The organism is Sulfuricella denitrificans skB26, assembly GCF_000297055.2.
GTDB lineage: Bacteria > Pseudomonadota > Gammaproteobacteria > Burkholderiales > Sulfuricellaceae > Sulfuricella > Sulfuricella denitrificans.
Window position 1 is genome coordinate 509,648 of record NC_022357.1, and the last position, 19,035, is coordinate 528,682.

Annotated in this window: 20 protein-coding genes; 11 read left to right on the forward strand and 9 right to left on the reverse strand. The window is 55.7% G+C overall.

What is annotated here, in order from left to right:
* Nucleotides 1-51: 51 nt before the first annotated feature.
* The 5 genes from SCD_RS02395 to SCD_RS02415 all read left to right on the forward strand — a co-directional run bounded on the left by SCD_RS02395 (nt 52) and on the right by SCD_RS02415 (nt 4,345).
* The gene (locus SCD_RS02395; protein WP_009206724.1) at nt 52-1,761 is read left to right on the forward strand and encodes a DUF1538 domain-containing protein; all 1,710 of its coding nucleotides are present in this window, start codon (nt 52-54) and stop codon (nt 1,759-1,761) included.
* A complete protein-coding gene (locus SCD_RS02400) occupies nt 1,758-2,126 on the forward strand; it encodes a P-II family nitrogen regulator (protein ID WP_009206723.1) in 369 nt (122 codons plus the stop codon). The genes SCD_RS02395 and SCD_RS02400 overlap by 4 nt, the downstream gene beginning before the upstream one ends.
* Nucleotides 2,123-2,452 (forward strand): hypothetical protein, encoded by a 330-nt coding sequence (locus SCD_RS02405; RefSeq protein WP_009206722.1) that lies wholly within the window; start codon nt 2,123-2,125, stop codon nt 2,450-2,452. The genes SCD_RS02400 and SCD_RS02405 overlap by 4 nt, the downstream gene beginning before the upstream one ends.
* A gap of 331 nt (nt 2,453-2,783) precedes the next feature.
* On the forward strand, nt 2,784-3,986 hold the full coding sequence (locus SCD_RS02410; protein ID WP_009206720.1) for a cation:proton antiporter domain-containing protein: 1,203 nt from the start codon (nt 2,784-2,786) through the stop codon (nt 3,984-3,986).
* 14 nt (nt 3,987-4,000) lie between these two features.
* Nucleotides 4,001-4,345, forward strand: a complete 345-nt coding sequence (locus SCD_RS02415; RefSeq protein ID WP_009206719.1) for a lipopolysaccharide assembly protein LapA domain-containing protein — start codon at nt 4,001-4,003, stop codon at nt 4,343-4,345.
* 437 nt (nt 4,346-4,782) lie between these two features.
* On the opposite strand, the gene SCD_RS16695 is transcribed toward SCD_RS02415, so the two are convergent.
* The 3 genes from SCD_RS16695 to groES form a co-directional block, all read right to left on the reverse strand.
* Nucleotides 4,783-5,385 carry a VPLPA-CTERM sorting domain-containing protein gene (locus SCD_RS16695; RefSeq protein ID WP_021035757.1) on the reverse strand — a complete coding sequence of 201 codons (603 nt, stop codon included), beginning with the start codon at nt 5,383-5,385 and terminating at the stop codon, nt 4,783-4,785.
* 721 nt (nt 5,386-6,106) lie between these two features.
* Nucleotides 6,107-7,753 (reverse strand): chaperonin GroEL, encoded by a 1,647-nt coding sequence (gene groL / locus SCD_RS02425; RefSeq protein WP_009206717.1) that lies wholly within the window; start codon nt 7,751-7,753, stop codon nt 6,107-6,109.
* Between the two features lie 70 nt (nt 7,754-7,823).
* Entirely contained in the window at nt 7,824-8,114 is a 291-nt protein-coding gene (gene groES / locus SCD_RS02430) for a co-chaperone GroES (RefSeq protein WP_009206716.1), read from the reverse strand.
* A 701-nt stretch (nt 8,115-8,815) separates the two neighbouring features.
* On the opposite strand from groES, the gene SCD_RS02435 reads away from it, so the two are divergent.
* From SCD_RS02435 to mltB, 4 genes are all read left to right on the forward strand, one after another.
* Nucleotides 8,816-9,385, forward strand: coding sequence for a hypothetical protein (locus SCD_RS02435; protein ID WP_009206715.1), 570 nt, complete (start codon nt 8,816-8,818; stop codon nt 9,383-9,385).
* A gap of 129 nt (nt 9,386-9,514) precedes the next feature.
* Nucleotides 9,515-10,615: a mechanosensitive ion channel family protein gene (locus SCD_RS02440; protein ID WP_009206714.1), complete on the forward strand. Its 1,101-nt coding sequence runs from the start codon at nt 9,515-9,517 to the stop codon at nt 10,613-10,615.
* A gap of 135 nt (nt 10,616-10,750) precedes the next feature.
* Nucleotides 10,751-11,197: a DUF302 domain-containing protein gene (locus tag SCD_RS02445; RefSeq protein WP_009206713.1), complete on the forward strand. Its 447-nt coding sequence runs from the start codon at nt 10,751-10,753 to the stop codon at nt 11,195-11,197.
* A gap of 107 nt (nt 11,198-11,304) precedes the next feature.
* Nucleotides 11,305-12,312, forward strand: coding sequence for a lytic murein transglycosylase B (gene mltB / locus SCD_RS02450; protein ID WP_009206712.1), 1,008 nt, complete (start codon nt 11,305-11,307; stop codon nt 12,310-12,312).
* Here mltB and SCD_RS02455 read toward each other — a convergent pair whose 3' ends face one another.
* Nucleotides 12,313-12,549: a WGR domain-containing protein gene (locus SCD_RS02455; RefSeq protein ID WP_009206711.1), complete on the reverse strand. Its 237-nt coding sequence runs from the start codon at nt 12,547-12,549 to the stop codon at nt 12,313-12,315. It abuts the gene before it with no gap.
* A 109-nt stretch (nt 12,550-12,658) separates the two neighbouring features.
* On the opposite strand from SCD_RS02455, the gene bioA reads away from it, so the two are divergent.
* The gene (gene bioA / locus SCD_RS02460; RefSeq protein WP_009206710.1) at nt 12,659-13,963 is read left to right on the forward strand and encodes an adenosylmethionine--8-amino-7-oxononanoate transaminase; all 1,305 of its coding nucleotides are present in this window, start codon (nt 12,659-12,661) and stop codon (nt 13,961-13,963) included.
* Nucleotides 13,960-15,366: a D-alanyl-D-alanine carboxypeptidase/D-alanyl-D-alanine endopeptidase gene (gene dacB / locus SCD_RS02465; protein ID WP_009206709.1), complete on the forward strand. Its 1,407-nt coding sequence runs from the start codon at nt 13,960-13,962 to the stop codon at nt 15,364-15,366. The genes bioA and dacB overlap by 4 nt, the downstream gene beginning before the upstream one ends.
* Here dacB and fliW read toward each other — a convergent pair.
* The 5 genes from fliW to SCD_RS02490 form a co-directional block, all read right to left on the reverse strand.
* Nucleotides 15,363-15,818: a flagellar assembly protein FliW gene (fliW, locus tag SCD_RS02470; protein WP_009206708.1), complete on the reverse strand. Its 456-nt coding sequence runs from the start codon at nt 15,816-15,818 to the stop codon at nt 15,363-15,365. The two genes, dacB and fliW, sit on opposite strands and share 4 nt — an antisense overlap.
* Before the next feature lie 66 nt (nt 15,819-15,884).
* Nucleotides 15,885-16,448 (reverse strand): bifunctional pyr operon transcriptional regulator/uracil phosphoribosyltransferase PyrR, encoded by a 564-nt coding sequence (locus SCD_RS02475; RefSeq protein WP_009206707.1) that lies wholly within the window; start codon nt 16,446-16,448, stop codon nt 15,885-15,887.
* Nucleotides 16,449-16,467: 19 nt separating this feature from the next.
* Nucleotides 16,468-16,911, reverse strand: a complete 444-nt coding sequence (locus tag SCD_RS02480) for a CZB domain-containing protein (protein ID WP_009206706.1) — start codon at nt 16,909-16,911, stop codon at nt 16,468-16,470.
* Between the two features lie 73 nt (nt 16,912-16,984).
* Complete coding sequence (gene ubiD / locus SCD_RS02485) at nt 16,985-18,448, reverse strand: 4-hydroxy-3-polyprenylbenzoate decarboxylase (protein ID WP_009206705.1); 1,464 nt, start codon at nt 18,446-18,448, stop codon at nt 16,985-16,987.
* On the reverse strand, nt 18,445-18,792 hold the full coding sequence (locus SCD_RS02490; RefSeq protein ID WP_009206704.1) for a DUF4870 family protein: 348 nt from the start codon (nt 18,790-18,792) through the stop codon (nt 18,445-18,447). Before SCD_RS02490 ends, ubiD begins: the two co-directional genes overlap by 4 nt.
* Nucleotides 18,793-19,035 lie beyond the last annotated feature (243 nt).

Below are 19,035 nucleotides of genomic sequence, written 5' to 3' on the forward strand. Positions count from 1 at the left end.
CATGCTTGAGTGTGCGATACTTTAACCATCCATACTTAACCCGAATCAGCGATGAATACCCGCATCCGTTACGGAGACTATCTCGGCGCCGTCCGGCACCGGCAGCATGCCATCAGCTACAACGTGGTGACGGCCCATGGGCCGTCGCGGCGCCGCATGCGTCTGCGTGTCGTGGATGTGTATCGCCTGATCGGCCCTTATGTTGGTTTGCGTTTTTTCGAACAGGTCCGGGCGGTAGTGCCGTTGGCAATGTTCATGGTGCTGTTCCTGCTGGTTGTGTTGCATGTTCAGGTGGCTAACCCCGGAGATGTGGCCCTGGGTCTCGTCGGCATCATGGTCGGCCTGATGTTGTTTATAGAAGGGGTGAAGCACGGCCTGATGCCTTTCAGCGAGAATATCGGCTATATCATGCCGGGCCGGTCTTCCCTGATGAGCGTAGCGCTGGTGGCTTTTGCACTGGGTGCTGCGGCAACGCTGGCCGAGCCGGCCATCGGGGCGCTCAAGGCGGCTGGCAGCCTGACCAGCGCGGAAGCTTCACCTCAACTTTATAGTCTTTTGCATGATCGGGTGCACTGGCTGGTTTTTGCCGTGGCAATCGGGGTCGGACTTGCCGTGCTGGTCGGGATACTGCGCTTCTATTTCAACTGGCGCCTGAAAACCATACTGCTTATTATTGTGCCTCCGTGTCTGATGCTTACGGCATATCTTGCGTCAGACCCCAGGTTGGCGCCGATACTTGGATTGGCCTGGGATTGCGGTGCGGTCACCACCGGGCCGGTAACGGTTCCGCTGGTTCTGGCGGTGGGTATCGGCGTTTCCGCGGCTACCGGTCGGGAGGATAATCCACTTTCCGGCTTCGGTATCGTTACTTTAGCCTCCCTGTTTCCGGTGATGTCCGTCATGCTGCTGGGTTTGTTCGTGGAATGGGGATGGATGAACGACATCTCGATCGAAAGCCTGGTAGCCACTGCCACCAGCGAGAATGGATTTCAGATGGGGCCGTTTGCCGACATCACCCTGGCGGTGCGCGCGATCCTGCCACTGGTGCTATTCCTTTGGGTAGTGCAGCGTTTTCTGCTGAAGGAAAAACAGCAGAATCTCAACATTGTTGTGTATGGCGTTTTGCTGGCCATTCTTGGCATGGCCCTGTTTTCCGTCGGCCTGGATTACGGCCTGACCGAGCTTGGCACACAGGCCGGCGAAGTGTTTCCCGCGGCATTCTCCCGTTTTGAATCTGTTCCCGATTCGCCATTGTATTCTCACGGTGTCGGCATAACCCTGACTTTGCTGTTCGCCCTGTTGCTGGGTTTTGGCGCAACGCTTGCCGAGCCCGCCTTGAATGCCATGGGCATGACTGTGCAGGAGTTGACCGATGGCGCTTTCACTAAAAACACCTTGATCAGGGCAGTTGCCTTCGGTGTTGGTATCGGTACCACGATCGGTGTATGCAAAATCATTTTTAATTTACCGATTGCCTGGCTGCTGTTGCCCAGTTATGTGCTCGCCCTGTTTATGACCCTGTTTTCTGGCGAGGAGTACGTCAACCTTGCCTGGGATAGCGCTGGCGTTACCACTGGGCCGGTGACGGTTCCGCTGGTCCTTGCGCTGGGCTTGGGGCTGGGCAAGGCTGTCGGAGTGCAGGATGGGTTCGGCATCCTGGCGATGGCGTCGGTAGGTCCGATCATCAGCGTGCTGGCGGTAGGGCTGTGGATACGCATGAGAACCGCCCTGAACCGGCGGGCCAGGGTGATAATCGAATGAGCGACGAAATTGTTGTATTGACGGATGCCGTGCTGATCACGGCGATCGTGCAGCGCGGCGTGGCCGATGAAGTGGTGCGTGCCGCCCGCAGAGCCGGCGCACAAGGTGCGACAGTGTTTTACGCCCGCGGCATGGGGGTGCGCCAGCGCCATATGGGCGTTCTCGGCGTGACGGTCAACGCGGAGAAGGAGGTTATCTACATCGTGGCCTCCACCGACCAGGCCGATCACATCTTCGAGCGCATCTTCACAACTGCCAAGCTCGACACCCCCGGCATGGGGATGGCCTACGTCACGCCTCTGGAGAAAATGGCCACCTACATCCCGCCCGAACTTATCGAAAAGTTCAGCGATTCAGAATTATGAAACCGGTCGCAACCCCGTACAAGGCGATCACCTGTTTTTGTCCGGGTGGACGAGGCCAGCGCGTGCTTGAGGACCTGCGCAAAGAGATGGGCATCAACTGCGCGTTCGTGCATCATGCGCGCGGGATCGGAGTCGGCAATGTCCAGGAAAAGAAGCTTTTCTATATCGAGCGGGAAATCATCACGGTACTGGTGCCGGTTGATCGCGCAGATGAAATCTTTCGCTTCCTGTATTTCGCCACCGGGATCGACAAGCCCCATGCGGGGATGATTGTTATGGAAAAAACTACGCGGTTGATGCCTATCGTCGAGCCCGTCGAATTGTAGATTGTAGAAAGAGAAAAGCATCAGTCGGTGTTCCCGGCCGAATGCATGGCGCCCGGCCCCGTTGGGGTGGCACAGATCCGATCCGGCACCGAAGGGTCGAAATGGCTCAGCGATGATACACTGTGCTCAGCTTCGGTGAATTGGATCTTTAGTTTGTCGTGGCTTATAGCCAGAGGCAGCATTCACTCCATAATTGGAAACGCCATCTGACTTTCTGGGACGGCGTCCTCGTCGTTACCCCCAGTTTGCACGTGCCAGCGAAACTGCGATTGACCTGTTCCATCACTCGATCCTGCGTGGCTCACGCTAATTTAATTCTATAAGGTGTTCGATGATTTACTCCGCCATTCTGGTCGCTTCGATCGTATTGCTGATCGCTTTTGCTATTGAGCGGTTTGGCCGGGTATCAGGCGTTCCTGCAGTGATCATCATGATCGCTACCGGGCTTGCCAGCCGGCCTCTGCTCCAAGCTACCGGTCTAACGCTGGATGGACTCGAAATTATTGTTCCTATCGTAGGTGCCGTTGGCCTGGTCCTGATCGTCCTGGAGGGCGCTCTGGATATCGAGTTGCGTCGGGACCGCCTGAGGGCGGCGGCTGGCGCCCTCATCATGGCTGGCGCGGGTTTTTTTATTTGTCTTGCCGTGTTTTCGTCTGTCGCGGTCATGGCACTTCATCTGACTCTTTTACAAGCGCTGATCCTCGCTGTTCCCTTCGCCGTCATCAGCAGCGCTATCGCTATACCGAGCAGTGATTTTCTTCCGGCTCACGGACGTGAGTTCGTTGTGTATGAAAGTTCGGCATCGGACATACTGGGGGTGCTGGTGTTCTTCGCCCTGATCAATTCCGATGGCTCGGCTGGCGGCATCCTGCTGGGGCTTGTGGGAGGCGGCGTGATGTCCCTGTTGCTGGCATTGGTCAGCGCTGTTGCGCTGGCTCTCCTGCTGATGCGCATAGATGGCCATATTCGATTTATTCCACTGCTCGCGGGGCTCTTCGGGCTGTATGCCGCAGGCAATTTACTGCATTTGTCTCCGCTCATTCTGGTACTGCTCTTCGGGTTGGCGCTTAACAACCCCAGGCTGATTACTCGCTTCCACCCTCTGCAGAGCTGGATGGACGATACTTATGGCGCCACGCTCAAGGAGTTCAAGGTGCTGGTGCAGGAACTCACTTTCGCGGTACGCGGGTTCTTTTTCATCCTCCTGGGGTATTGGACCGAATTGTCCGACCTAGCTTCCCTTCATGCCTGGCTGGCGGCAGCGCTTGTGCTGCTGGTTGTCTACGGCTGGCGCTACGGCATGTTGCGGGTTAGCCGACATCCTCTGGCCAAATCCTTGACCTGGATTGCTCCTCGTGGCTTGATCACCGTGCTACTATTCCTGCATGCCAAGGAAGTGTTGCCGTTGCCCAGTTTCCTCGGCGGAACCGTCATGCTGGTGGTGCTGGCATCGTCGGCCTTGGTAGCGGTGGCCCGTTTGCGGCCCGAGAGAGAAAAGATAACGCTCACGGAAGAACGCGCCAATACAGTCTGAGATCAGGGGGTGCCATGCAACTAAAGATTATTGCAGCTATTTTTGTCGCCATAGCTGGCGTCGTCTTCGCCATGCAAAACAACGTGCCGGTGACAGTCAATTTCCTGCTATGGCGCTTTGACAGTTCCCTGGCATTGGTTCTGTTGTTGGCGCTGGCATTGGGGGCGATCATCGTTGCCCTGGTTACGACGCCAGTCACGGTTCGTCTGCAGTGGCAGCTGGGTCGCCAGAAGCGGCGTATCGAAGAACTTGAACGCACCTGCAACGATCAGAAAGAGAAACTGTCGGAAGCAACGCGACAACAGAATTTCGTCACTATCGAGCACGAAAAAGAGCCTCCTGCCATCAAGCTTCAATAAATGGCTTCAGATACTATTTTGTTGGAAACGCGTCACTCGAAATGAGGCATGCGTAATTCGCTGATTGCTTGGCCCAATAATCGGTGGGTATCAGATTGTGAGTGGTTGTAGAGGCAGGAGTGGCGCTACCTGATTGGGAAGCAGTGGTGTCCATGAACTGCCGGTCATGTGCCTTCAAGCCCATCCAGCGGAACGTCAGCTAACTGCGCCCAAAGGCTCTGGAGACAATGCTACTCCATCGGCCTGATCTGCCGCTCAGATACCCCTTGGCGGAGCTGTGTTGAAGGCAGTGCGAGCGCCCGCCTTCTATAACTGCCAATGCGTACTCCCGACCCTGAGGCGACATTAGAGCTAGGCGGAAGCAGACCTTCAAAATCCAAATCCACAAACAAAAACAGCGACCCAAAGGCCTCCGTCATCGTAGGCAAGAAAACTGATTATGCTACTTTACGCCGCGCCACACCGATCAAGCCCAACAGACCAGAACCCAGCAACCATGCAGCAGCAGGAACGGGGACCGAATTGACGGTAATGTCATCAATAGCGGTATGCGCAGTCCCGTCACCATCAGACATGACAACTTTGTCCAGGCCAGCCCAGTTAAAAGTCACGAACGTGGGCGCTGTCGTGGTGGAGTAGACATCCATCGAATAAAGCAAGCTTGCCCCGTTATAACCATCAAAGTGCGTCAATCCCGCATCCCTGGCTTTGGTTACATACGCGCTTTCCAAAGAAAATATAGTGGTGCTTGAGAAACTCGCCGGATCGGCAAACCCGTTGAAAGCCACGTTATTGGGAGAAACCACGCCAGTGGTGTAGCCGATCGCGGTCGGGTCATTCGGGTCATAATAATTCAGGCCATCCACGGCCCAGAAATTATCCCAATTAAAACCTGCATACCCATTCTGAAGTTGTGCATAACTGCCAGACGATGTATCTAAATTGTCAAAAGTAATCGTGGCTGCCTGTGCAGTACTGACAGATCCGGATATTACAAGGGCGGCGACTAAACATGTTTTAAACAACGGGTTGTTTTTCATAATTGTTAATTCCATTTATAAATTTAATAATCTTGATTAAAAGTTCAACGAAATTCCTCATTACTATCAGAGGCAACCATTTGACTCAGACTGTAACCGTATCTTGCTAATAATTAAAAACCAAAATGACATTATAGTGAGGGTTAAGCATTCATCCGCCTCTTTCCCCAATCATTACAAAATGATAATGTTCATATTTTAACTAAGCAATTGTTGCGCCATAAATATATGAGTCATATGAAACATATAGGCACTTAAAAATTTCACACTGACTGATGCCGTGAGATGTAAAGTTTTTCGACGTATTTATCAGAGTTAAGCGGGTTTTTTGACGTGGCATGAGTCCATCCAAATACTAACCTAAAGGGAAATCACCATCATTGGCCTGCGGCCCTCTACGACCAGCGTAAAGAATTTTACAATTTCACTGAATTCCATGCGTATGTCAGTTATGGACAAAATTCTTGAATGTCTCTTCATGGCACAATTTGGACGATAGCTAAAGCAGAATGATTCAGGCAAAAAATAAAATTCTCGCAAGGCCTGAAGTCGTAAATTTACTTGTATGATTTGTCGGTCATCTTGGATGAAATCATCTGATCATTCGATAGCCGCCGAATAAAAAAACCCCGCAGATTTGCGGGGTTTTTCGTAATCACTCGCCGCACTGCGGACAGTGCGGCGAGCCGTTCCTTGCTGACGCAGGGAAGCCGGAGCTGAATTACATCATTCCGCCCATGCCACCCATACCGCCCATGTCGCCGCCCATGCCGCCGCCAGCCGAATCTTCCTTCGGCATCTCGGCTACCATGCACTCGGTAGTGAGCATCAGGCCGGCTACGGAAGCGGCGTTCTGCAACGCGTAACGGGTCACCTTGGTGGGGTCGAGTACGCCCATTTCCACCATGTCGCCGTAGGTGTCGTTGGAAGCGTTGAAGCCGTAGTTGCCCTTGCCTTCGGCCACCTTGTTCACCACCACCGACGGCTCGACGCCGGCGTTGGCGACGATCTGGCGCAGCGGCTCTTCCAGGGCGCGCAGCACGATCTTGATGCCAGCATCCTGATCGGCGTTGTCGCCCTTGATTTTGCTGATGGCAGCGCGGGTGCGCAGCAGAGCTACGCCGCCGCCGGCGACGATGCCTTCTTCCACGGCAGCGCGGGTAGCGTGCAGAGCATCTTCTACGCGGGCTTTTTTCTCTTTCATTTCGACTTCAGTAGCAGCCCCGACCTTGATCACGGCCACACCGCCTGCCAGCTTGGCGACGCGCTCTTGCAGCTTTTCACGGTCGTAGTCACTGGTGGTTTCTTCGATCTGCTTGCGAACCTGCTTGACGCGACCTTCGATGTTGGCGGCATCGCCGTTGCCATCGATGACGATGGTTTCATCTTTGCCGACTTCGATGCGCTTGGCTTGGCCCAGTTCGGCCAGAGTGCATTTTTCCAGAGACAGGCCGACTTCTTCAGCGATCACGGTGCCGCCGGTGAGGATGGCGATGTCTTCCAGCATGGCCTTGCGACGGTCGCCGAAGCCAGGTGCCTTAACGGCGCAGGTTTTCAGGATGCCGCGGATGTTGTTCACCACCAGCGTAGCCAGCGCTTCGCCATCGATATCTTCAGCGATAATCAGCAGCGGACGGCCAGCCTTGGCGACTTGCTCCAGTACCGGCAGCAGATCGCGGATGTTGGAGATTTTCTTGTCGTGCAGCAGCACGAAAGGATTTTCCAGCAGAGAGATCTGGCGATCTGGATTGTTGATGAAGTAAGGGGACAGGTAGCCGCGGTCGAACTGCATGCCTTCCACCACTTCCAGCTCGTTCTGCAGGCTGGTGCCGTCTTCCACGGTGATCACGCCTTCCTTGCCAACCTTGTCCATGGCTTCAGCGATGATGTCGCCGATGGAACTGTCGGAGTTGGCGGAAATGGAACCCACCTGAGCGATTTCCTTGTTGGTGGTGCAGGGCTTGGAGTTTTTCTTCAATTCGATGATGCAGGCTTCAACTGCTTTGTCGATACCGCGCTTCAGATCCATCGGGTTCATGCCGGCGGAAACGAATTTCATTCCTTCGCGTACAATCGCCTGGGCCAGCACGGTTGCGGTGGTGGTGCCGTCACCGGCTACGTCGGAGGTCTTGGAAGCGACTTCCTTGACCATCTGCGCGCCCATGTTCTCGAACTTGTCTTTCAGTTCGATTTCCTTGGCGACAGAAACGCCGTCCTTGGTGATGGTAGGGGCGCCGAAAGAGCGCTCCAGAACCACGTTGCGGCCTTTCGGGCCGAGAGTAACTTTAACTGCGTTGGCCAGAACATTGATACCGGCCACCATGCGATGACGAACGTCGTCACCGAATCTCACGTCTTTTGCTGACATATTTTAATCTCCTGAATACTTTGATGACGTCGGGCAGCGCACTATGCGCCAGCCCGACCTGGATAACGATTTATTTCTCAACGACGCCCATGATGTCTTCTTCGCGCATCACCAGCAGCTCATCGCCGTCAATTTTGACGGTCTGGCCGGAGTATTTGCCGAACAGCACTTTGTCGCCGACTTTGACATCCAGAGGACGCACTTTGCCGTCGTCACCCACTTTGCCCTTACCCACGGCAACGATTTCGCCCTGGTCAGGTTTTTCTGCGGCAGAACCGGGGATGACGATACCGGAAGCGGTTTTTTCTTCGGCTTCCAGCCGTTTGACTATAACGCGGTCGTGCAACGGACGAATTTTCATTGTTTCAATCTCCTGTCAGGTTTAAGGACCTATTAAGCAATAAGCGTTGCACGCGTTACCCCCAGAAAGCTCGCAGGCAAGGCGCGGAGAGGAAAGCGTGGTTGTTCCACGCTGACGAGCCGCAACGCAGTATGCGGGCTTTCTGGGGGATAACCCTCCGGGGCGGTGAGGATTCGGCCCCCTGGCGTTGTTGCAGGCTCCTTGTGTGGAATAACCACACGGCGTCGCCTACGCCTAGCCATGCGCCCGAATCCTCACCGCCGCGTGTAATGCTTATTGCTTAATAGGTCCTAAGTTAACGAAATAAAATCCGGCAAACCGCCTGCGCTGTTTGCCGGTAAAAAAACTTTCGGAATGTCGCTGTTAGCACTCATGTCCGATGAGTGCTAATAATAGGGGCTGGGCGCGCTAATTTCAAGGGGAAGATGAATGGAACGTTCAGCAGTCCATTAAAAATGGGCGTAGTTCAGCAATATAAGGGACCTTTAATTCGTGTCTGGCTCCTTCCATCTGGCCAATAACACGAGATTAAAAAACCAGGAATTGTCTTCGAATTGAAAGAGAGGACTTTACATGGCATTCTGGAGCACTCGGATTTTCATGTATCAAAACATGAACTGGTGCGTTTTTCCGAAAGAAAGGCTATAAGAGAGGTTGAATTTGTTAGTGGAAATTAAACTTTATCGACAAATTCATAAAACATGAAATCACTTAAATATATCGTTATTGCTTTTGTTCTTAGCTGGACAACCGTCGTTCTGGCAGGTGAACCGCTTGGGTTTGGCTTGTCGAAAAAATATTGTCTGGGAGATGTTTGTCTTGGCGAAGCCGACGCAGACCATCCTGAGTTGAAAATAGGCGAGGCATTAAGGAAAGCGGCCCGATACAAGAAAATTCCCATTTGCAACAGCTCGGATGCCTCGGTGTATTTACGGGATGTAAAATTCAGGAATGGCACACAAGGGGTCATCTATTTGCTTGCCGACCCGGGCAATCTGAATGCTCAGCCCGAAAAATATTTTCGCATCAGCAGCATCACTGTGAAATTCGATCCATTTCTTTCGGCGGATGGCGTCAAGGAGCTTCAGCAAAAGATCGCCAGTCGTTACGGCATGGAACGGTCAAGCTCATATAGCTTTGGGGCCAAGGACGGGAAGCGGACTATCAGTTTTACAGTTTCCCCTTGGGAATCAAGGATTGCCATTAATGGCATAGATAATCTGGAGTTTCAGGCCCAGCCCGGATGCACGCCAAAACTGCCTAACCTGTAAACTCAGGCCACTCAGGCAGGCCATTTTAAATGATGGGGGGCAGGTTGCAGTTTGGAGTGGTGATATCGAGTCGATGACGTGGTCTGCTAAAATGGAAGTCCACTCTTCCACAGGATGACCCGCTCCCCCATGGATATGAAAGTATTATCAGACAAACTGGGGCTCTCCTTTCTGGCAGAGCCGTGGCTTCTTCAAGTCTTCCTGGTAGTCCTGGCTACCGTGCTGGTCAGCGCCGTCGCCCAATTCCTGCTCCGCCGTGCAGAGAGGATGGTCAGCCAGACGGCCAGTCATTGGGATGATGGCCTCATCCAGGCGGCAAAACGACCGCTACCCATAATCATCTGGCTGGTTGGCATTGCCTTCGCGGCCGGTACCGTGGGCAAGGAGACCGGCGCTGCCATCTTCGACGCAGTGCCACCCATCCGCAATGTAGGCGTAGTGGTTTGCCTGGCCTGGTTTTTGATCCGCCTTATTCGCAACGTCTCCTGCAGCATAGTCGTGATGCGCGAGGAAAAAGGCGAGGAAGTCGACCTCACCACTATCGACGCACTGTCAAAGTTGGCCCGCCTCACGGTGATCATCATCGCCACCCTTATGGCGATGCAAACCCTCGACTTCAGCATCTCGGGAGTATTGGCCGCCGGGGGCATCGGAGGCATCGCCATCGGTTTCGCCGCAAAGGATTTGCTGGCCAACTTCTTCGGGGGACTCACCGTCTACCTGGACCGGCCGTTCAGTGTGGGCGATTGGATACGGTCGCCAGATAAGAAAATCGAGGGCACGGTGGAATACATCAGCTGGCGACACACGCGGGTCCGAGCCTTCAACAAGAATCCCATTTACGTGCCGAATGCCTTGTTCACTACCATCGTGGTGGAAAATCCCTCGCGAATGACTAATCGCCGTATCAAAGAGACCGTTGGCATCCGCTATGAAGACATCGGAGTGATGGGTGCTATCGTGGCAGACGTTAAGGTCATGCTGCAGAACCACGTGGAGATCGATGCAACCCAGACCTTGATCGTCAACTTCAACACCTTTGGTCCATCGTCCCTTGACTTCTTTATCTACACTTTCACCAAGACCACAGCCTGGGTCCACTTCCATGAGGTGAAGCAGGATGTGCTCCTGAAGGTGGCCGAGATCATCGACCGTCACGGCGCTCAAATTGCCTTCCCGACGCGCACCGTGCATATCGAGGCCGCCACCCCACTGCTGGAGGACCATTGACGGCCGTTCTTGGCCATAATCAAGCGTAAATGTTCGAGTTATTTATGGTTGTGACGGATCGAATCGCAACGAGAATATCGACAACATGCGGGTAATGTGGGGGCGTCACAATTCAATCATTAAGGAGAACGAGCAATGAAATATATGTGGATCGTACTGAGCATGTTGGCGATTTCTTTACCAGTAAGTGCGGATGACACGATGAAAACCCAGGCAAGCAAGCACGGGTTCCAAGATACGCAGTCCCGCCTGGAAGCGATGCTGAAAGAGAAAGGCTTGACGGTGTTCGCTAAGATTGATCACTCCGAAGGCGCGCAAAAAGTTGGGCTGAAGATGCAACCCGCCACGGTAACAATTTTCGGCAACCCCAAAGGGGGTACTCCTTTCATGGTGGCGTCGCCCGAGTCGGCCATCGATTTCCCGCTCAAAGCCCTGGTATGGGAAGACGCCACGGGAACGGTGTTCATGAGCTACAACACCATGACGTCGATCATTGCCCGACATAACATCAAAGGCCTGGACGAGTTGGCAAAGAAGATGGATGGATTACAGGCCGCGATTGCAAAAGCTGCGACGGAATAGCTGTCATCGTAAGAACACACCCTAAGCCACGTTTATAAGGCCCATTCTCTTTTTTGGATACCGCCTTTAACTGGATTCAAATGGCATGGTTTAATGGGAGCAGGTCAATGATCCGCCAAGGCTTATTGGCTTTACTGTTTTCCATGCTGCTGAGCAGTGGGCTGTCGTCGGCGAGGGCGGATTCTTTTGTCGAACGCCCGGAGGTGCAGCAGTTCATTGAAACCATGGCCGACCGGCATGGCTTCGATGCCGAGGCGCTCAGCCATCTGTTTGCCCAAGCCCGGCCCTGCCTTTTCGCTGCCCGAACCATGACCGAACAGGTGGCGCAGCCGCTGCCCTGGTCGCGTTACCGCAGCCAGTTCGTGAATAAGAGGAACATCCGTCATGGGGTGAGATTCTGGCGGCAGAATGCCACCGCTCTTGCCCGCGCCCGTCGAATTTATGGCGTGCCGGAGGAGGTGGTCGTGGCGATAATCGGCGTGGAAACCCGTTACGGTAAAACCCGGTCACGCTTTCCCGAATTCGATACTCTGGCCACGCTGGCTTTCGATTATCCGCGCCGTGCTGAATATTTCCGTGGTGAATTGGAGCAGTATCTGCTGCTGATGAGGGAGGAGAGGCGCGACCCGCTCTCGGCCAAAGGCTCGTTCGCCGGTGCCATGGGTATTCCCCAGTTCATGCCCAGCAGCTACCGCAGCTATGCCGTCGATTTCAACCGCGACGGCCGGCGCGATCTGTGGAGCAGCACCACCGACGCCATCGGCAGCGTGGCCAATTACCTCAAGGCCTATGGCTGGGAAGCCGGTCAGCCGGTGGTAGTGCGTGTCCGTCTGCCGGACGAGGCGGAGCAGAGTTTAAGCGCCTATGTGTCGACATCGCTCAAGCCGGAGTGGAGTGTCGAGGAGTTGAAATCGATCGGGCTGGTGCCGGTCGAACGATTGTCAGCGTCTTTACAGGCGGCCTTGCTGGCGGTAGAGGGTGAAGATGGCAGGGAATACTGGCTGGGCTTCGACAACTTCTATGCGATCACGCGTTACAACCGCAGCCTGCACTATGCGCTGGCGGTCTACCAGCTCAGCTGGGAGATCCGCAGCGCCCGCAGGGTGGGACACTGATTAGCCGACGGCAACCACGGTATAGCCGTGTGCTTCGCGCTCCGTGCCGATGATCTGCAGCCAGGTGCGCAGTTCGTCCACCGAGCAGACTGGCTGTTTGCGGTGCTGCCGGCTACGCAGGCCGAGGCTGCCCCAACTACGGTTGAGCACCAGGTCGCCGAGCAGGTCGTGGCCGAAAGTGACGGCATACCAGCTGTGCCGATTTTTGTCGTGGTCGTGTTTTTCCCAGTAGAGCATGGGGTAATTATATAAGTAAATTCATAGCTTCGGGGCATCATCCCAAGGGGGATTCTGCTGTGAGATAATGTGCTCTATCGCATCCATCTTCCGGGGCCTCCCGCGCTCAATGTCTAACCAGGAATTTCTCCATCGCAGTCTGGCCGCCGTCTGGCACCCCTGCACCCAGATGAAGCAGCACGAGACCTTGCCGCTAGTGCCGATTGCCCGTGGCGAGGGAGTGTGGCTGCATGATTTCGACGGCAATCGTTATCTCGATGCGGTGAGCTCGTGGTGGGTCAACCTGTTCGGTCACTGTAACCCGCGTATCAATGCCGCGCTCAAGGACCAGCTGGACCAGTTGGAGCATGTAATGCTGGCCGGCTTTACGCACCAGCCAGTGGTTGAGCTGTCGGAACGATTGTCGTGCCTTTCCGGTCTGGGGCATTGCTTTTACGGTTCGGATGGCGCTTCCGCCACCGAGATCGCTCTCAAGATGAGTTTCCACTATTGGCGCAACTCGGGCCGCCCGGAAAAGACCCGTTTCGTCAGTCTCCAGAACGGTTATCACGGCGAAACCGTGGGTGCGCTGTCGGTCACCGATGTAGCGCTATTCAAGGATGTTTATGCGCCCTTGCTGCGGGAAAGTGCACAGGTGCCGACGCCCGACTGGCGCAATGCAGAATCAGGAGAGTCGGCGCGGGATTACGCGCTGCGCTGTGCAGCGGCTTTGCGCGCGCATCTGGAGCGGCATCACCAGGAAACTGCTGCCTTGATTCTCGAACCGCTGGTACAGGGTGCGGCGGGGATGGGCATGTACGATGCCGAGTATCTGCGCCAGGCGCGGGCGATCTGCGACGAATTCGAGGTACACCTGATCGCGGATGAAATCGCCGTTGGTTTCGGGCGCACGGGGACGATGTTCGCCCATCAGCAGGCCGGGATCAGGCCGGATTTCCTGTGCCTGTCGAAAGGCATCACTGGCGGCTACTTGCCCTTGTCGGCGGTGCTGACCACCGATGTCGTTTACCAGGCGTTTTACCATGACGACACGGCACGCGGCTTTCTCCATTCCCATTCCTACACCGGCAACGCGCTGGCTTGTCGCGCAGCGCTGGCGGTGCTGGATATTTTTGAGCAGGACGAAGTGATCGCGGCCAACCGCGTCAAGGCCACAAGTTTTAACACTATCGCCGTGCCGCTCAAGGCACATCCGCGCGTCAGAAATTTTCGCCATAGCGGCATGATCTGGGCGTTCGAGGTGGCGGATGCAGCGCCTGGCTTCGCCCGTGCATTCTTCGAGGAAGGGCTGAAGCGCAGCCTGCTGCTGCGCCCCATCGGCAGCACGGTTTATTTCATGCCGCCCTATGTGATCAACGAGGAGGAAATCAGGATGCTGGTGGCGGGCACGCTGGAGATTGTCGAGGGATTATGAACAGGATATGGCTGTTGCTGGTGTTGATGTGGACGGTGTCGGTGCAGGCTGCGCCGCTGCCCGCCTCTGTCGCCAAGGCGTTGCGCGAGGCTGGGATTCCCGCCGCCAGCGTCGGCGTGTTCGTCCAGGGTGTGGCGGCCAGAAAGCCGCTGATCGCTCACCAGGCCAATAAGTCGATGAGCCCGGCATCGACCATGAAACTGGTGACCACTTATGCCGGCTTGGAATTGCTCGGTCCGGCCTACACCTGGAAAACCGAGGTGCTGACGGGCGGGACGGTGGCCGGGGATGTCCTGACGGGCGACCTGGTCATCAAGGGCTATGGCGATCCGGCGCTGACGCTGGAAAGTTTCTGGAAACTGTTGCGTGACGTGCGCGGGCTGGGTATCCGGGAAATCCATGGCGATCTGGTGCTGGACAACAGTTATTTTCAGGCGACGCCGGGCGATCCGGGTTCCTTCGATAATGAGCCTTACCGCCCTTACAACGTGATGCCAGAGGCGCTGCTGGTGAACTTTAAAACCGTCCGCTTCCGTCTCGTTTCGGAAGCGGAGGGCGGTGTGCGCATCATCGCCGACCCTGCGCCCGCGCGCCTGCGCATCGTCAACCGCCTGCAGCTTGATGATGGCCCGTGCAACGACTGGCACGAGAGGGTGCTGACGGAAGTTATTCGGTACGGAAACGATGCGGCCACCGTCGTGGTCAGCGGTAGCTACCCTCGCGCCTGCGGCGATAAGTCGCTGTATCTGAGTCTGTTCAACAATACCGGCCACGTCGATGCGCTGTTCCGGCAGTTGTGGCAGGAGTTGGGCGGTACGTTAGTCGGCAGCGTGCATGAGGGTGTTGCGGCGCCTGGCGCGCGACTGCTGGCAAGACGCGAATCCAAGGCACTGGCAGAGGTAGTGCGCGATATCAACAAATTCAGCAACAACGTGATGGCACGCCAGTTGCTGTTGACTATCGGCCGCGAAATCGGTAGCGAAGGTTCGGCGCGCGTTGCGGGGCAGGTTGTCGATAAATGGCTGGCGGAGCGGGGCATGGCGTTCCCTGAGATGGAGATCGAGAACGGTTCCGGTCTATCGCGCACCGAGCACATCAGTCCGACGCATCTGGGCACGCTGCTGCTAACCGCCTGGCGCGGCCCTTTGATGGCGGAGTTCGTGTCTTCCCTGCCGATCGCGGCAGTTGACGGTACCATGAAGAAACGGCTGCACGACCAGGATGTGGCAGGCCATGCCCATATCAAAACCGGTTCGTTGCGGGGAGTGAAGGCGATCGCCGGTTATGTGCACGACCGCAAAGGGCGAAGCATGGTGGTGGTATTCTTCATTAACCACCCCGATGCATCCGCGGGCCAAGCGGCCCAGGATGCCTTGCTGGAGTGGGTGTACAGCCGCAATTAAGCAGCGGGTTTTTTGCTCTTCAGGGTGATGTCAGCTTCGAGGCCGACCAGAATTTTCTGCAGTCCAAGGCGGGCACGCATGTTGAGCACGATCGGGCCGTTGATGTTGGCGTTAATGCTGGCTTTGGAAACTGCGTCTGGTTCCGGCTTATAGGCCATGAGCAAAACCGCGATATCTTCCACGCTTTCCATCTTCAGCAATTGTTCTTCTTCGTCGGTCAGGACAAATTCGTAATTCAGGCCGAACAACGCCGGATCGACCAGTGCGAAGGCGACATCCGGTTCGTCGATGGATTGCAGCCAGTGGACGACGACGGGTTGTTCCGTGTTCTCTTCTATGTGAAACAATTTGTAGCGGGTGGATCCCTCGAATCCCGGCATTCCATTGGGGAAGGTCAGGATGCTTTCCGGATCGACTTCCTGCGTGCCGAATTGAGTGGAATGAAATTTCATGTGGTTTTAAATCCTTTGATGGTATTGGCCAAGAATGTAATGTGATTTGATGGGGCTGTAAAGCTTTCAGGCTTTGTCTGGCTGAAGCAGCTCGATTCTGAAATCAGGTTCGTAGGGCGGGACGTTGCACTCAATGATGTCCTGCGGTGCAACATCCAGTCGTATGCCGGTGATGTCCGCGCGAATCGGCAGCAGAGTGACGCCGCGATCTACCAGCACCACGGTGCGTATCTCCAGTGGATTTTTCGCCGCCAGGTATTCCACGGCCTTGAGCAACGAGTGTCCGCGGTAGAGCACGTCATCCACAACCATCACTGTGGCATTGGTCAGATTCAGGGTAGCCTGTTCGGCGCTTTCGGTCAGCTCGGTTTCGGGATGCAGCAGGGTGAGATCGTCGGCGTAGCGTTTGACATGGAGTTTGTACAGCGGCAGGCCGCTGAGGCCGTAATCGCGAGCCAGTCGTTCGCGCAGCATTTCCGCCAGGGGTGCGCCGCGGCGCAACAGGCCGACGATGGCAATCTGCTTCCGGCCGGTGAGCAGACCGGCAGCCTGGCGCGCCATGTCGGCGAGAACCGCGTCGAGATCGGCGGTATCGTAAAGGCAGGTTCGTTGCCCTTGTTGTTTGTCCATGAAGGGCGTGCGGTGCGGCTTATTCCTCGCCGCCCTTGAGTTCTATGTGCAGGCGCGCTAGCTTGGATTTGATACGCTGCGAGTTCTTGTAATGGTCGCCGCGCTGTACCATGTCCATGGCGGCAGTTTTTTCGCCGGCATCGGACATCCGAATGATCTGAGCAGCGCCTTTGTGGAAATCGGTGTGGACAACCCGGATCTCTTCGAACAGGGGGTTATCCTTGTATTTCTGGCCTGCCCCGTAGATCCATTTTCCCAGAATGCACTGGTTGTCCTGGCAGACAATGTCAGGGTCGAGTTTCTCGGCGTTGTTTCCATCGATGTAGTTTTCCAGGCGCACTTTCCAGCGCACATGGGCCTCGATGGCGCTCATGAAATCGAGTTCCTGGGTGTCGGGATTGTTAGCGGTTGTGGCTGCCGGTGCGGCGGATGAATTCTTCTTGAAAGAGTCGAATAAGCCCATGCCCTACTCCTGTAGTGGTTTAACAACGAATCGAAGAGTAGGCTTTTGTCATCGCCGCGTCAACAGCGTGCGGCTACAGGCCCAGGCTGCTCCAGAGTTCGTCAACCCTGCTTTTGATTGCTTCGTCCATGACAATCGGTCGGCCCCATTCGCGCATGGTTTCTCCCGGCCACTTGTTGGTGGCGTCCATGCCCATCTTCGAGCCAAGGCCGCTGACCGGGCTGGCGAAATCAAGGTAGTCGATCGGCGTGTTCTCGACCAATAGCGTGTCGCGCGCCGGGTCCATGCGGGTGGTCATGGCCCAGATTACTTCCTTCCAGTCGCGGATGTTGACGTCGTCGTCGGTGACGATGATGAACTTGGTGTACATGAACTGGCGCAGGAACGACCATACGCCGAACATTACGCGCTTGGCGTGGCCGGCGTACTGCTTCTTGATGCTGACCACGGCGAGCCGGTAGGAGCAGCCTTCCGGCGGCAGATAGAAGTCGGTGATTTCGGGGAACTGTTTCTGCAGCAGCGGTACGAACACTTCGTTCAATGCCACGCCGAGGATGGCCGGTTCGTCCGGCGGCTTGCCGGTGTAGGTGCTGTGGTAGATCGGGTTCTTGCGCATGGTGATGCGTTCGATGGTGAACACCGGAAATTCAGCCTGTTCGTTGTAGTAGCCGGTGTGGTCACCGTAAGGCCCTTCCAGCGCCATCTCGTCGGGGTGAATCACGCCTTCCAGCACGATCTCGGCGCTGGCCGGAACTTGCAGGTTGGAGCCCAGTGCCTTCACGACTTCAGTTTTTGAACCGCGTAGCAGTCCGGCAAACTGATATTCGCTGAGGGAGTCAGGCACCGGCGTCACCGCGCCAAGGATGGTGGCCGGGTCGGCTCCGAGGGCGACAGCGATTGGAAAAGGTTTGCCGGGATTGGCCAGCTTGAAATCGCGGAAATCCAGCGCGCCGCCGCGGTGGGCGAGCCAGCGCATGATCACCTTGTTCGGAGCGATCACCTGCTGGCGGTAGATGCCGAGATTCTGCCTCTTCTTCAGCGGCCCGCGCGTGATCACCAGTCCCCAGGTGATCAGCGGCGCCACGTCACCTGGCCAGCAGGTCTGGATCGGCAGCCTGGCCAAGTCGACATCCTGGCCTTCCCAGACGATCTCCTGGCAGGGAGCGGATGACAGTTCCTTTGGTGCCATGTTGAGCACCTGCTTGAACAGCGGGAATTTATCCCAGGCATCCTTGAGGCCTTTGGGGGGTTCGGGTTCCTTGAGAAAAGCCAGCAGCTTGCCGACTTCACGCAGCGCTTCGACGCTGTCTTCGCCCATGCCCATGGCAACGCGCCGGGGCGTGCCGAACAGGTTGGCCAGCACCGGCATGGAATGGCCTTTTGGATTCTCAAACAGGATCGCCGGGCCGCCCGCTTTCAAAACGCGGTCGCAGATTTCCGTCATTTCCAGGAGGGGATCGACTTCAGTGCTGATGCGCTTGAACTCGCCCTGTTTTTCCAGTTGCGAAATGAAGTCGCGCAGATCTTTGTATTTCATTGTGGAAATATTTCCTTGCCTTCGTTGAGGCGTAGCCAGCCTTTGACGATACGGTAAATAACCCAGATGCAATCAGCGGCCAGGATAAACCAGCCAATGATGAGGATAAATGTAATGGCGCCGATGGCCCCCCACAGAAGGCTGAACCAGAAAGTGCGGATCTGCCAGCGGAAGTGGGATTCCAGCCAGGTGCCCTTGACATCGTCCAGTTTCACATAGCTGATGATGATGGCGACAATGTAGGGCAGGCCGAACCCCAGAATCGCAATTGCCTGCAGGGCATAGACCACGGTGGTCAATGTTTTTGCGGAGTCGAGGTGGGTGTCGCCGACTGGGTCAGTCATGGTTTCTCATCCCGGCTACGTGGGCAGGCCGGTGAATTTTCAAAGTGAACAGAGTAGCGGAATGGTTTTGCTCAGGCAACTATTGCCCAGGTAAATGGCCGGCGTTTTCCGCCATGGCCATCACCTCCAATCAGCATCTGGCCGGATCTGCCGCAATTCAGGAGTGCCAGGCCAGGCTCAGTTCAACGTGTTGATCTATTTTGTTTAATGTTTTGTCAACCGCTATAGATTAGCCACGTTGTT

Excerpts from the sequence above, each read along its gene's own strand:
- groL (WP_009206717.1), bottom strand. The coding sequence starts at position 7,753 with ATGTCAGCAAAAGACGTGAGATTCGGTGACGACGTTCGTCATCGCATG.
- SCD_RS02445 (WP_009206713.1), top strand. The coding sequence starts at position 10,751 with ATGAAATATATGTGGATCGTACTGAGCATGTTGGCGATTTCTTTACCA.
- SCD_RS02435 (WP_009206715.1), top strand. The coding sequence starts at position 8,816 with ATGAAATCACTTAAATATATCGTTATTGCTTTTGTTCTTAGCTGGACA.
- ubiD (WP_009206705.1), bottom strand. The coding sequence starts at position 18,448 with ATGAAATACAAAGATCTGCGCGACTTCATTTCGCAACTGGAAAAACAG.
- SCD_RS02490 (WP_009206704.1), bottom strand. The coding sequence starts at position 18,792 with ATGACTGACCCAGTCGGCGACACCCACCTCGACTCCGCAAAAACATTG.
- SCD_RS02440 (WP_009206714.1), top strand. The coding sequence starts at position 9,515 with ATGGATATGAAAGTATTATCAGACAAACTGGGGCTCTCCTTTCTGGCA.
- SCD_RS02415 (WP_009206719.1), top strand. The coding sequence starts at position 4,001 with ATGCAACTAAAGATTATTGCAGCTATTTTTGTCGCCATAGCTGGCGTC.
- dacB (WP_009206709.1), top strand. The coding sequence starts at position 13,960 with ATGAACAGGATATGGCTGTTGCTGGTGTTGATGTGGACGGTGTCGGTG.
- SCD_RS02475 (WP_009206707.1), bottom strand. The coding sequence starts at position 16,448 with ATGGACAAACAACAAGGGCAACGAACCTGCCTTTACGATACCGCCGAT.
- mltB (WP_009206712.1), top strand. The coding sequence starts at position 11,305 with ATGATCCGCCAAGGCTTATTGGCTTTACTGTTTTCCATGCTGCTGAGC.
- SCD_RS16695 (WP_021035757.1), bottom strand. The coding sequence starts at position 5,385 with ATGAAAAACAACCCGTTGTTTAAAACATGTTTAGTCGCCGCCCTTGTA.
- SCD_RS02395 (WP_009206724.1), top strand. The coding sequence starts at position 52 with ATGAATACCCGCATCCGTTACGGAGACTATCTCGGCGCCGTCCGGCAC.
- SCD_RS02405 (WP_009206722.1), top strand. The coding sequence starts at position 2,123 with ATGAAACCGGTCGCAACCCCGTACAAGGCGATCACCTGTTTTTGTCCG.
- SCD_RS02410 (WP_009206720.1), top strand. The coding sequence starts at position 2,784 with ATGATTTACTCCGCCATTCTGGTCGCTTCGATCGTATTGCTGATCGCT.
- bioA (WP_009206710.1), top strand. The coding sequence starts at position 12,659 with ATGTCTAACCAGGAATTTCTCCATCGCAGTCTGGCCGCCGTCTGGCAC.
- groES (WP_009206716.1), bottom strand. The coding sequence starts at position 8,114 with ATGAAAATTCGTCCGTTGCACGACCGCGTTATAGTCAAACGGCTGGAA.
- SCD_RS02400 (WP_009206723.1), top strand. The coding sequence starts at position 1,758 with ATGAGCGACGAAATTGTTGTATTGACGGATGCCGTGCTGATCACGGCG.
- SCD_RS02455 (WP_009206711.1), bottom strand. The coding sequence starts at position 12,549 with ATGCTCTACTGGGAAAAACACGACCACGACAAAAATCGGCACAGCTGG.
- SCD_RS02480 (WP_009206706.1), bottom strand. The coding sequence starts at position 16,911 with ATGGGCTTATTCGACTCTTTCAAGAAGAATTCATCCGCCGCACCGGCA.
- fliW (WP_009206708.1), bottom strand. The coding sequence starts at position 15,818 with ATGAAATTTCATTCCACTCAATTCGGCACGCAGGAAGTCGATCCGGAA.